Source organism: Roseicella sp. DB1501 (genome assembly GCF_013112485.1).
Lineage (GTDB): Bacteria > Pseudomonadota > Alphaproteobacteria > Acetobacterales > Acetobacteraceae > Paracraurococcus.
The window spans coordinates 253,115-265,405 of the sequence record NZ_JABFHG010000006.1 but is presented as its reverse complement, the minus strand read 5'-3'; the positions used below and the strand labels follow the sequence as shown (position 1 = coordinate 265,405).

Below are 12,291 nucleotides of genomic sequence, written 5' to 3'. Positions count from 1 at the left end.
AGCGGGATCGCCCTTGCGCCGGGCAGGCGCGGCGTATAGCTGCCAGGGGAACGACCGGACATGCCGTCGATGCACCGCCTGACCGCCGCCGCACTCCTCTTGCTTCCGGGCGCGGCGGCGCATGGCCAGGCGGCCGCGACGCCCGAGCGGGCAACACCCGCCTATGCCGCCTGCCTCGACCGCGCCGGGGGAGTCACGCCGGCGATGGTGCAATGCAGTAACGAAGAGGCCGGCCGCTGGGACCGGCGCCTCAACGCCGCCTATGGCGGCATCATGCGCGACCCCGGCTGGAACGCGGAGACCAAGGCGCTGTTGCGGGACGCGCAGCGGGCCTGGATCGCCTATCGCGATCGCTCCTGCGCGGCGCAGGGAGAACTCGCCGCCGAGGGCGGCACCCTGTCGCGCATCGCCGCGGCGGATTGCGTCGCCCGGCTGACGGCGGACCGGGCGTTGGAATTGGAAGAAACCCAGCGCAGGGCTGCCGGGCGTTGAGCATCATGCCCGGCTATCCGGGCATCCATGCCGGTGGTGCCGTGCCCGGGGCCGGTGGCGCCCGAAGAAGGAGGGAGTTGCGATGGCGGAGAGCATCCTGATCGGCCGGGGCGAGAAACCCTGCGAGCTCCTGCTCTCCCGCGCCAACCGCCACGGGCTGGTCGCCGGCGCCACCGGCACCGGCAAGACCGTGACCCTGCAGGTCATGGCCGAGGGCTTCTCCCGCGCCGGCGTCCCGGTCTTCGCCGCCGACATCAAGGGCGACCTCTCGGGCATCGCCCTCCCTGGCAGGCCCAACCCGAAATTCGAGGCCCGCGCCCATGAGCTCGGCGAGGCGGACTACGCCTATGAGGCCGCCCCGGTGGTGTTCTGGGACGTCTTCGGCCAGCAGGGCCATTCGCTGCGCGCGACCGTCGCCGAGATGGGGCCGCTGCTGCTCTCGCGCATGCTGGAGCTGAACGACACCCAGGAAGGTGTGCTCAACATCGCCTTCAAGGTCGCCGACGACGAGGGGCTGCTGCTGCTCGATTTCAAGGACCTGCGGGCGATCCTGGCGCATGTCGCGGACCGCGCCGCGGAGCTGCGGGACCATTACGGCCAGGTGAGCAAGACCACCATCGGCACCATCCAGCGCCGGCTGCTGGTGCTGGAGCAGGCCGGCGGCGAGCAGTTCTTCGGCGAGCCGGCCCTGTCGCTGCAGGACCTGATGCTGGTCACGCCGGCCGGCCGCGGCTCGGTGAACATCCTGGCGGCCGACAAGCTGGTGCAGAGTCCGCGCCTCTACGCCACCTTCCTGCTCTGGCTGCTCAGCGAGCTGTTCGAGGAGCTGCCGGAGGTGGGCGACCTCGACAAGCCGAAGCTCGTCTTCTTCTTCGATGAGGCGCATCTGCTCTTCCGCGACGCCCCGAAGGCGCTGGTCGAGAAGGTGGAGCAGGTGGTGCGGCTGATCCGCTCGAAGGGGATCGGCATCTATTTCGTCACCCAGAACCCGCTGGACCTGCCGGGGACGGTGCTGGGCCAGCTCGGCAACCGGGTGCAGCACGCGCTGCGCGCCTTCACGCCCGCCGAGCAGAAGGCGGTGCGCGCCGCGGCCGAGACCTTCCGGCCGAATCCGCGCCTGAACACGGAGGAGGCGATCTCGCACTTGGCGGTGGGTGAGGCGCTGGTCTCGACCCTGCAGGCGGATGGCACGCCCTCCATCGTCGAGCGGGCGCGGGTGGTGCCGCCGCGTGGCCGCATCGGGCCGGTGACGCCGGAGGAGCGGGCGGCGCTGATGCAGAAGAGCCCGCTCGCCGGGCATTACGACACGGCGGTCGACCGCGAGAGCGCCTATGAGCGGCTGGTCGGCCGCGCCACCGGGGAACCGGCCGCCGGGCCCCGGCCGACCGGCCCGGCGCCGGTGCGCGACGACAATCCCTGGGGCGGCGTGGTGGTGCCGGTGCGCTCCGGGCCGGACAGCCTGCCGCAGGGAGGACGCCGTGATGCGCCCGGCCCCTGGTCGGGCCCCTGGTCCGGCCCGGCGCCGCAGCCGCCGCAGCAGCGTGGCGGCGGCGGTGCGGCCGGTGGCGGTGGCAGTGGCGGTGGCTGGGGCGAGGTGATCGGCCAGGTCCTGACGGGCGGCGGCGGTCGGCGGCAGAGCCCGCTCGAGGCGATGACCAAGTCGGTGGCCCGCAGCGTCGGCAGCTCGGTCGGCCGGCAGATCGGCAATGCCGTGCTGCGCGGCGTGCTCGGCTCGATCCTGAAGCGCTGACGCAGTCCGGCCGGCGGGTCCCGTTCGAAGCCTCGGACCGGTCCGTGAACGCAGGTGAACGGAAAATGCTCTGGACCATGATCCGCTCACACAGGGTCGCGGATCATGGTCCAGGCCGTTGTGTGATCGCGTGAGGCACGCCTTTCGGTGCGTCCACCCCAAGCGATCACGCTCTAGCCGCCGACCATCCGCGCCACCGCAAAGGCCGCCGCCGCCGCCAGCCCGCCGATGCCGAGCGTCTGCAGCGCCCCGCGCAGCGCCGGCAGGTCGGTCGCCCGCGCCTTCAGCCAACCGAAGGCGAGCAGCGCCGCGCCGGTCAGGGCGCAGGAGGCGACCAGCGCCGGGCGACTCTCGTCCAGCAGCATGTAGGGGGAGAGCGGGATCAGCCCGCCCACCACATAGGCGCCGCCGATGGTCGCCGCCGAGCGCAGCGCCCGCCCCGCGCCCGGCTCGGCGAGCTCCAGCTCGAAGCGCATCATGAAATCGACCCAGCGCCGGCGGTCGCTCGCCACCGCCTCGGTCGCCTGCTGCAGCACCGCGCCGCGCAGCCCGTAGCGATGCAGGATCGCCGCCACCTCCCATCGCTCGCGGTCGGGGAAGTCCTGCGTCTCCGCCTCCTCGCGGCGCCGCTCGGCGACGTAGTGCTGCGCGTCGGTGCGGGCGGCGAGGTAGCCGCCGAGCCCCATGGCGACGCAGCCCGCGGCGATCTCGGCGAGGCCAGCGGTGACGATCAGCGGGTTGGCGGCGACGGCGCCCGAGAGGCCGGCGGCCAGGGCGAAGGGCACGGTGAGGCCGTCGGCCATGCCGATGACGAGGTCCCGCACCGTCTCCGAGCCGGTGAAATGCTGCTCGGGCGGCCCGGGCGGCGGTGGCGGCAAGCCGTCGGAGGCGGCCGGGAGCGCAGCGGGATCCATGACGCCCTATATCGCCCGGCCGATCCCGTCCGCCATGGCGGACCGGTGCCGGTGGTCGCTCCCTCGGCGACGCGCGCCGGGCGGGCAGGCCGGGGTGCGGTTGCCCGCTCCCGCCCATCGCCGTATAGGGCCGGGCGTTCCGGAGACCCGCGCCTTGGCCAGCCTTGCCCCGAGCCCCGACGCCCCCAACCCCGCCCTGGACGCCCAGGCCGCCATCCTGGCCCGGCCGGCGACCGAGGAGCGGCGGATGGCGGATGCGATCCGGGCCCTGGCGATCGATGCGGTCGAGAAGGCGAAGTCCGGCCATCCCGGCATGCCGATGGGCATGGCGGATGTGGCGACCGTCCTCTTCACCCGCTTCCTGAAATTCGACGCCTCCGACCCGCGCTGGCCCGACCGGGACCGCTTCGTCCTCTCGGCCGGCCATGGCTCGATGCTGCTCTACGCCCTGCTGCACCTGACCGGCCATGCCGGCATGGGCATCGAGGAGCTGCAGCGCTTCCGCCAGCTCCACTCGCCGGCCGCCGGGCATCCGGAATACGGCGAGCATCCGGGCATCGAGACGACGACCGGGCCGCTCGGCCAGGGCCTCGCCAATGCCGTCGGCATGGCGCTCGCCGAGCGCATCCTGGCGGCGCGCTTCGGCAAGTCGCTGGTCGACCACCGCACCTGGGTCATCGCCGGCGATGGCTGCATGCAGGAGGGGATCAGCCACGAGGCGGCCTCCCTCGCGGGGCATCTGCAGCTCGAGAAGCTCTGCGTCCTCTACGACGACAACAGCGTCACCATTGATGGCGGCACCGACCTCTCCTTCACCGACGACACGCTGAAGCGCTTCCAGGCCTATGGCTGGGCGGTGCGGCGCGTCGACGGGCATGACGCGGCGGCGGTGGAGGCGGCGCTCGCCTGGGCGATGCGCAGCCGCCGGCCGGTGCTGCTCGCCTGCCGCACCATCATCGGCTTCTCGGCGCCGACCAAGGCCGGCACCGCGGGCAGCCATGGCAGCCCGCTCGGCCCCAACGAGGCGGCGGCGGCGAAGAGCGCGCTGGGCTGGAATTACCCGCCCTTCGAGGTGCCGGACGGCATCCGCGCCCGCTGGGAGGAGGCCGGGCGCCGCGGCGCCGGCACCCGCCGAGCCTGGCTGAAGCGTCTCGCCAAGCACCCGATGCAGGCGGAGTTCGAGCGCGCCGTCGCGGGCCGCCTGCCCGAGGCCTGGCACGAGCCGCTGGCCGAGCTGCGGCAGAAGCACGCGGTCGACAGGCCGAAGCTGGCGACCCGCGTCGCCTCGCAGAAGGCGCTGGAGGCGCTGGTGCCGGCGGTGCCGGAGATGATCGGCGGCTCAGCCGACCTCACCGGCTCGAACAACACCAATGTGAAGGGCGTGCCCTCCATCGCGCGCGGGAATTTCGCCGGGCGTTATGTCCATTATGGCGTACGGGAGCACGGCATGGCCGCGGCCATGAACGGCATGGCCCTGCATGGCGGCATCATCCCCTATTCCGGCACCTTCCTGGTCTTCGCCGACTACATGCGCCCGGCCATCCGCCTCGCCGCGCTGATGCGCCAGCGGGTGATCCATGTGCTGACGCATGACAGCATCGGCCTCGGCGAGGACGGGCCGACCCACCAGCCGGTCGAGACCCTGGCCAGCCTGCGCGCCATCCCGAACCTCGTGGTCTTCCGCCCCGGCGACGCGATGGAGACAGCGGAGTGCTGGGAACTCGCGGTGAAGCGGGCGGACGGGCCGACGGTGCTGGCGCTGTCGCGGCAGAACCTCGCCGCCTTCCGCAGCGATGCCGGCGAGAATCGTTGTGCTCGTGGCGGTTACGTCGTCGAGGAGGCCTCCGGGCCGCGCCGCGCCACCCTGATCGCCACCGGCTCTGAGGTCGGCACCGCGCTCGCCGCCCGGGCGGCGCTGGAGGCGGAGGGCATCCCCGTCGCGGTTGTCTCGCTGCCCTCCTGGGAACTCTTTGCCGCCCAGGACGCAAGCTACCAGGCGCAGGTGCTCGGCGAGGCGCTGCGCGTCGGCATCGAGGCGGCGATCCCCTTCGGCTGGGAGCGCTGGCTGGGGCCGGAGGGGTTGTTCGTCGGCATGCATGGCTTCGGTGCCTCGGCGCCGGCCGAGGACCTGTTCCGCCATTTCGGCATCACGGCGGAAGCCGTTGCCAATGCGGTGAAGAAACGCCTCGGCTGATAGGCTATATAGAGAGACAAGACCGGAAGAAGGACGACGGATCATGGCCGTGAAGGTCGCCATCAACGGATTCGGGCGGATCGGGCGCCTGGTGCTGCGCGCCGCCATCGAGAGCGGGCGGGACGATGTCGAGATCGTCGCCATCAACGACCTCGGCTCGGTCGAGGCCAATGCGCATCTGCTGCGCTACGACAGCGTCCATGGCCGCTTCCCCGGCGAGATCGGGGTCGAGGGCAACACGCTGCACATCAAGGCGAATGGCCGCAGCTACGCGCCGATCACGGTCAGCGCCGAGCGCGACCCGACCAAGGTGCCCTTCAAGGGCATCGACGTCGCCGCCGAGTGCACGGGCATCTTCACCAGCAAGGAGAAGGCCTCGGCCCTGCTGCAGGCCGGCGCCCGCAAGGTGGTGATCTCGGCACCGGGCGAGAATGCCGACGCGACCATCGTCTACGGCGTGAACGAGAAGATCCTCACCAAGGAGATGACCGTCATCTCCAACGCCTCCTGCACCACCAACTGCCTCGCCCCGGTCGCCAAGGTGCTGCACGACAATTTCGGCATCCTGCGCGGCTACATGGTGACCATCCACGCCTATACCGGCGACCAGAACACGGTCGACACGCTGCACAAGGACCTGCACCGGGCGCGTGCCGCGGCGGTCTCCGCCATCCCGACCAGCACCGGCGCGGCCAAGGCGGTCGGCCTGGTGCTGCCGGAGCTGAAGGGCAAGCTGGACGGCACCGCCATCCGCATCCCGACGCCGAACGTCTCGCTCGTCTCGCTCGACTTCGTGCCGAAGAAGGAAGGCGTGACGAAGGAGGCGGTGAACGCGGCGATGAAGGCGGCCGCCGAGGGCGAGCTGAAGGGCATCCTCGGCTACAACACCGCGCCGCTGGTCAGCGTCGACTTCAACCACGACCCGCACAGCAGCACCTTCGACGCCACCCAGACCCAGGTGGTCGATGGCGGGCTGGTGCGCGTTCTGTCCTGGTACGACAACGAGTGGGGCTTCTCGAACCGCATGAGCGACACCATGGCGCTCTTCGGCAAGCTCTGATCGCGCGCTGAACCTTCGCTGATCGGGCGGGGCCACCGGCCCCGCCGCATCCCCGGCAAGCCGGGGCAGCCTCCCTTCCGCCGTGGCGCGGCGCCGCCGACAGGCCGGCCCGCGCCGCGACCCGATGCCGGTGCCGCAGGGCGGGGTCGCGCCTCCGGGCGCGGCGGCCCTGCAGGCACGCCGCCCGAAGGACCCTCCATGGCCAAGTTCCGCACCCTCGATGCGCTCGACCCCCGCGGCAAGCGCGTCCTGCTCCGCGCCGACCTGAACGTCCCGATGAAGGACGGCCGCATCACCGACCGCACCCGCATCGAGCGGCTGACACCGACCATCCGCGAGCTGGCGGAGAAGGGCGGCCGGGTCATCGTCTGCAGCCATTTCGACCGCCCCAAGGGCAAGCGCGTGCCGGAGATGTCGTTGCAGCCGATGGCGGAGGCGCTCGGCGAGGCGCTCGGCAAGCCGGTCGGCTTCGTCGATGACTGCGTCGGCCCGACGGCGGAGGCGGCGGCGGCCGCGATGCAGGATGGCCAGGTGATCCTGCTCGAGAACACCCGCTACCATGCCGGCGAGGAGAAGAACGACCCCGAGCTCGCCAAGGGCTTGGCGAAGCTCGCGGATGTCTATGTGAACGACGCCTTCTCGGCCGCCCACCGGGCGCATGCCTCGACGGAGGGCGTGGCGCGGCTGCTGCCCGCCTATGCCGGCCGGCTGATGCAGGCGGAGCTCGAGGCGCTCGACGCCGCCCTCGGCAACCCCGCCCGGCCGGTGGTCGCCATCGTCGGCGGTGCCAAGGTCAGCACCAAGCTCGACCTGCTGGGCAACCTGACGAAGAAGGTCAATGTCCTGGTCATCGGCGGCGCCATGGCCAACACCTTCCTCGCCGCCCAGGGCCATGCCCTCGGCAAGTCGCTGCAGGAGGCCGAGATGCACGACACCGCCCGGCAAATCCTGGCCGAGGCGAAGGGCAATGGCTGCGAGATCCTGCTGCCGCTCGATCTGGTCGTCGCCGGCAGCTTCGCCCCGAACGTCCCGACCCGGACGGTCGGCATCGACGGTGTGCCCGCCGACATGATGGCGCTCGATGTCGGGCCGGAGACGATCACCGCCATCGAGGACCGGCTGCGGAAGGCCTCCACCCTGGTCTGGAACGGCCCTGTCGGCGCCTTCGAAGTGCCGCCCTTCGACACGGCGACGGTGGCCATCGCCCAGTCCGTCGCGGCGCTGACGCAGTCGGCGGGGCTGAAATCCATCACCGGCGGCGGCGATACGGTGGCCGCCCTCAAGCATGCCGGCATCGCCGACCGCCTCACCTATGTCTCGGCGGCCGGCGGGGCCTTCCTGGAGTGGCTGGAGGGGAAGACGCTGCCGGGGGTCGCCGCGCTCGAGGCATGATCTCATTCCGGTAACCCAATCATAGGTTACTGGACGATGAAAGCGGCGATGCGCAGCCTGAGGCCATGCGCATCGCCGGCCCCTTCTTCCCCGACCGCCGGGCCAGCCCGATCCGGCGGGCCGCCTTAACCGCCGATTCGGATCTCGGCCGCATGATCCTGCGCATGATCGCCAGCCAGTCCTTCAGCGCCTTCACCCCCTCGGTCGGGCGGGCCGGGGATGTGCAACAGGTCCGGGGCATCTCGCCCGCCGCGCCGGTCCGCACGCAGGAAGAGGCCGGCGCGGCGCAGCGCAGCCTCGAGAGCGTGCCAAACAAGCCCGGCCAGATCCTGCCGCGCGGCTCGCTGCTCGACCTGCGGGTTTGAGCCCGGGGTCGGGCCGCCACCGCTAGAGCAGATCGCGGGAGGGCGAGACCGCCCGGAGGCGTGACGCTGCTCTGGGAACAACAGGCGACAGCGGAGCGGCGTTCAATCTTGAACGCAATCCGCTGTCGTCCCGACCCTGCTCACGGTCGGGAGCGAGGCGCGTAACGGTGCCCGGCCGCCCTTGCATGGCGGCCGCGCCCCGCGCATCGTCCAGCCATGCCGGATTTCGTCCGCACCGTTCCGCCCGGCGATGACCGCGAGCGGCTGACCTGCCCCGATTGCGGCTTCGTCGCCTATGAGAACCCGAAGATCGTCGTGGGCAGCGTCGTCGCCGAAGGGGGCCGCATCCTGCTCTGCCGGCGCGCCATCGAGCCGCGCCGCGGCTACTGGACCCTGCCCGCCGGCTACATGGAGATGGCCGAGACGGTGGAGGAGGGCGCGCGGCGCGAGGCCTGGGAGGAGGCGGGCGCCCGCATCGCCATCGAGGGCGTGCTCGCCGTCTATTCGATCGCGCGGATCGGACAGGTGCAGGTCATCTTCCGCGCCGGGCTGGCCGAGCCCGGCATCGCGGCCGGTCCGGAGAGCCAGGAGGTCGGCTTCTTCGGCTGGGACGAGATCCCCTGGCAGGACATCGCCTTCCCTTCGGTCCATTGGGCGCTGCGCCGCTGGCACGACATGCGCGACCGGCCGCTGGCGGCGCCGGCCACCAATCCGCCGGAAGATCCGCGGGGCACCAGGCCCCTGCCCCTCCCCTTGGCCCAGCCCGCCGGGAGTGCGCTGTGATGCGCCGACGCAGCCTGCCCTGCCTGATCCTCATGCTCGCACTGGCCGCTGGCACCGCCCGGGCCCAGGCTGGCGCCGGCAAGCCGCCGCCGCTCGACCTGCCGAAGCAGCCTTCCGTCCCGCTGCCGCAGAAATCCGGCCTGCCGGCGAATTCCAGCATCGCGCCGGTCCCCGACCGCACCCGCGAAGCCCCGCGCGTCATCGAGCCGGACCGCGCCCGGATCGACCCCAGCATCATCAACCGGCCGCTCCCCGGTCGGGGGGCGGTCGATCAGGGGGAGCGCGAGGTGTTGGAGGACAAGCTGTTCAAGCCGGCGCCGGGCGCGCGGATCAACGTGCCTTTTTCCTATTGAGTCCAGGAGCCCTCATGCGTGACCGCATGAAGGCCCCCCTCAGGCGCGGGGCGCAAGCCTCCGGCTTGCTTGGCTTCGCCGCACCTGCGGCGGGCCCCGTTCAGGGCCTCGAACCGGTCAAGGGACCGGTCCGTTGGTGCAGGCGCTCCGCGCCTCAGCGCTGCGACCGGCCCGGAGTCCAGACATCGTCGGGCGTGCTCCACAGCGCAGGATCGCGCATCGCCGCCGCCAGCGCCGCCGTCACCACGGCGAGGATCGCCTCGCCCTTCTCCGCCGTCGCGGCGCGCGGGTCGCCGCGGACGCCGGTGCGGGGCGCCCGTTCCTCGAAGGACCAGAAGCGCACCATGCCCGGGGGCGGATTGGGCGGCGGGTTGGAGATCGTCTCGGCCAGCTTCTCCCGCCGCACCTGCGTCGCGTCGAGGGCGAGCCAGAGGCTGGTCTCCCCCTCGCAGGCATGCTGGATGCCCGGCTGGGTGGTGAGCTGTGCCGCGATCTCCTTCGGCGCCAGGTTCGGCCAGGTGGTGACGACGACCGGGATGCCGAATTCCACCGCCAGCTCCCGCGTGCTGACCGCCAGCGGGTCGATATTGCCGCCGTGGCCGTTGACGATCAGCAGCTTGCGGAAGCCGTCGGCGAGCAGCGACCGCACCACGCAGCGCAGCACCGCATGGAAGGTGGCGTGGTCGAGGGTGACGGTGCCGCCGAAGGGCAGGTGATGCTCCGACAGCCCCATCCACATCGGCGGCAGCACCGCGACCGGGATGCCGGCCGCCGCGGCGCCGCGCAGCGCGATCTCATGCGCGCAGAGACTGTCGGTCCAGACCGGCAGGTGCGGGCCGTGCTGCTCCAAGCTGCCGATGGGCAGCACCGCCAGCGCATCCCGGGCCGCGAGCGCCTTCAACTCCGGCCCGGTCATGCGCTCCCAGCGGATTTCCGGCATCCGGCTCAGCCCCGGCCCAGGGCGTAGAATTCCTCGTTCGGCCGCAGCGAGGTGACATTGGCCATGCGGTTGGACATGCCGAAGAAGGCGGCGATGGCGGCGATGTCCCAGATGTCGTCATCGGTGAAGCCGTGGTCGCGCAGGGCGGCGCTGTCGGCCTCCTCCACCTCGTTGGCCCGCTGCGTGACCTTGAGGGCGAATTCCAGCATCGCCCGCTGCTTCGGCGTGATGTCGGCCTTGCGGAAATTGGCGGCAATCTGGTCGGCGATCAGCGGGTTCTTGGCGCGGATGCGGAGGATCGCGCCATGCGCGACGACGCAGTACTGGCACTGGTTGTAGGAGGAGACGGCGACCACGATCATCTCCCGCTCGGCCTTGGAGAGGCCGCCGGGCTTGTCCATGAGCGTGTCGTGATAGGCCATGAAGGCGCGGAATTCCTCCGGCCGGTAGGCGAGCATCAGGAAGACGTTCGGGATGAAGCCCGACTTCTCCTGCACCTTCTCGATCCGCGCGCGGATGTCCTCGGGCATGTCCGCGAGGCGCGGGACGGGGAAGCGGCTGACGGCGGGCTGGGCCATGGCGGGTCTCCTCCGGGCGGGGGCCATTGCCGGCCCTGCCCTGCTTGGTCCTTCTGCGCCGCGACCCTACGCCGCCGGGCCGTTCAGTCCAGCCCCATCAGCCCGCGGGCGAAGTCGCGCGCCGCGAAGGGCCGCAGGTCGGCCGCCTTCTCGCCGACGCCGACGAAATGCACCGGCAGGCCGAATTCCTGCGCCAGCGCCACCACCACGCCGCCCTTGGCCGAGCCGTCCAGCTTGGTCACGGCGAGGCCACTGACCGAGACCATCTCCTTGAACACCTTGGCCTGCTGGATGGCGTTCTGGCCGGTGGTGGCATCCAGCACCAGCAGCACCGAATGCGGCGCCGTCTCGTCCACCCGGCGGATGACGCGGACGATCTTCCGCAGCTCCTCCATCAGGGCGGACTTGTTGTGCAGCCGCCCGGCGGTATCGACCAGCAGCACCTCCGTGCCATCCGCCTTCGCCGCCTTCAGCGCGTCGAAGGCAAGGCCGGCGGCATCCGCCCCCTCCTTGGCCGGCACGTGCACCCGGCAGCCGGTGCGGTCGCCCCAGATCTGCAGCTGCTCGACCGCCGCGGCGCGGAAGGTGTCGCCGGCGACGAAGGCGCAGGCCAGGCCCTGCTCGCGGTATTGCTGGCCGAGCTTGGCGATGGTGGTGGTCTTGCCGGTGCCGTTCACCCCCACCACCAGCACAACATGCGGCGCATGCGCCGGCTCGATCGGCATCGGCCGCGCGACGGGGCCGAGGATCTCGGCGATCGCCTCGGCCAGCGCCGTCTTCACCTCCTCATCCGTCACTTCCTTGCCGAAGCGGGTCTTGCGGAAGCCCTCGACGATGCGGCGGGAGGCGGCGACGCCGAGATCGGCGGTGATCAGCGTCTCCTCCAGCTCCTCCAGCGCCTCGTCGTCGAGGCGGCGCTTGCGGAAGAGGGTGGTGACGCTCTCGGTGAGCTTGGCGGTGGAGCGCGACAGCCCGGCCTTGAGGCGGGAGAACCAGCCCGGACGCCCGGTGGCCGGCTCCTCGGCAGGCGCCGGGACGGGCGGCGGCGCGGGTGGCGACACGACGACCGAGGCCGGTGGCGGCGCGGCAACCGGGGCCGGGACCGGCTCGGGCGCCGGGATGGTGGGCGGTGGCGCCGGCGGCGGCGCGAGATCGGCATCCGCGGCCGGGGGTGGCGGCGGTGCGGCCGCCGCGCCGTCCTGGTCCTGCCTCGCGGGCTCGGGCGGTGCAGGGCGCTCAGGCTCGGGATGGGGCGCCGGGGAGGGCGCCGGCGGTGGCGGCGCAAGGTCGGGTGCGGCCGGGGCAGGGGGCGGCGGCGCGGGAACGGGCCCTGCGGGGGGCGCGGCGGGCGGTGCCGGCGGTGCGAGATCGGGGATCGCCGCGGGCGGCGGCGGTTCGGTGGCCGGCGTCTCGGCCGGCGGCGTCTCGCCCCGGCTGCGCAGCCGGGTGATCCAGTCGCGGAGCGCCATG

Annotated in this window: 12 protein-coding genes; 8 read left to right on the top strand and 4 right to left on the bottom strand. The window is 72.2% G+C overall.

Going from position 1 to position 12,291, the window contains the following annotated elements:
* Positions 1-60 precede the first annotated feature (60 nt).
* Positions 61-492 carry a lysozyme inhibitor LprI family protein gene (locus HJG45_RS14005; protein ID WP_171612735.1) on the top strand — a complete coding sequence of 144 codons (432 nt, stop codon included), beginning with the start codon at positions 61-63 and terminating at the stop codon, positions 490-492.
* A gap of 82 nt (positions 493-574) precedes the next feature.
* Entirely contained in the window at positions 575-2,242 is a 1,668-nt protein-coding gene (locus tag HJG45_RS14000) for a helicase HerA-like domain-containing protein (RefSeq protein WP_171612734.1), read from the top strand.
* Positions 2,243-2,415: 173 nt separating this feature from the next.
* Here HJG45_RS14000 and HJG45_RS13995 read toward each other — a convergent pair whose 3' ends face one another.
* Entirely contained in the window at positions 2,416-3,156 is a 741-nt protein-coding gene (locus tag HJG45_RS13995; protein ID WP_171612733.1) for a VIT1/CCC1 transporter family protein, read from the bottom strand.
* Between the two features lie 154 nt (positions 3,157-3,310).
* Between HJG45_RS13995 and tkt the strand changes: the two genes are divergently transcribed.
* From tkt to HJG45_RS13965, 6 genes are all read left to right on the top strand, one after another.
* The gene (tkt, locus tag HJG45_RS13990; protein ID WP_302479756.1) at positions 3,311-5,350 is read left to right on the top strand and encodes a transketolase; all 2,040 of its coding nucleotides are present in this window, start codon (positions 3,311-3,313) and stop codon (positions 5,348-5,350) included.
* A gap of 43 nt (positions 5,351-5,393) precedes the next feature.
* Entirely contained in the window at positions 5,394-6,410 is a 1,017-nt protein-coding gene (gap, locus tag HJG45_RS13985) for a type I glyceraldehyde-3-phosphate dehydrogenase (protein ID WP_171612732.1), read from the top strand.
* Positions 6,411-6,608: 198 nt separating this feature from the next.
* Entirely contained in the window at positions 6,609-7,802 is a 1,194-nt protein-coding gene (locus tag HJG45_RS13980) for a phosphoglycerate kinase (protein WP_171612731.1), read from the top strand.
* Positions 7,803-7,867: 65 nt separating this feature from the next.
* Complete coding sequence (locus tag HJG45_RS13975; RefSeq protein ID WP_171612730.1) at positions 7,868-8,167, top strand: hypothetical protein; 300 nt, start codon at positions 7,868-7,870, stop codon at positions 8,165-8,167.
* A gap of 216 nt (positions 8,168-8,383) precedes the next feature.
* Positions 8,384-8,950, top strand: coding sequence for an NUDIX domain-containing protein (locus HJG45_RS13970; RefSeq protein WP_171612729.1), 567 nt, complete (start codon positions 8,384-8,386; stop codon positions 8,948-8,950).
* Positions 8,950-9,303: a hypothetical protein gene (locus HJG45_RS13965; protein WP_171612728.1), complete on the top strand. Its 354-nt coding sequence runs from the start codon at positions 8,950-8,952 to the stop codon at positions 9,301-9,303. The genes HJG45_RS13970 and HJG45_RS13965 overlap by 1 nt, the downstream gene beginning before the upstream one ends.
* Positions 9,304-9,457: 154 nt before the next feature.
* On the opposite strand, the gene HJG45_RS13960 is transcribed toward HJG45_RS13965, so the two are convergent.
* From HJG45_RS13960 to ftsY, 3 genes are all read right to left on the bottom strand, one after another.
* Positions 9,458-10,243 carry a creatininase family protein gene (locus HJG45_RS13960; RefSeq protein ID WP_171612727.1) on the bottom strand — a complete coding sequence of 262 codons (786 nt, stop codon included), beginning with the start codon at positions 10,241-10,243 and terminating at the stop codon, positions 9,458-9,460.
* 5 nt (positions 10,244-10,248) lie between these two features.
* On the bottom strand, positions 10,249-10,821 hold the full coding sequence (locus HJG45_RS13955; RefSeq protein ID WP_171612726.1) for a peroxidase-related enzyme: 573 nt from the start codon (positions 10,819-10,821) through the stop codon (positions 10,249-10,251).
* Between the two features lie 83 nt (positions 10,822-10,904).
* Positions 10,905-12,290: a signal recognition particle-docking protein FtsY gene (ftsY, locus tag HJG45_RS13950; protein WP_171612725.1), complete on the bottom strand. Its 1,386-nt coding sequence runs from the start codon at positions 12,288-12,290 to the stop codon at positions 10,905-10,907.
* Position 12,291 lies beyond the last annotated feature (1 nt).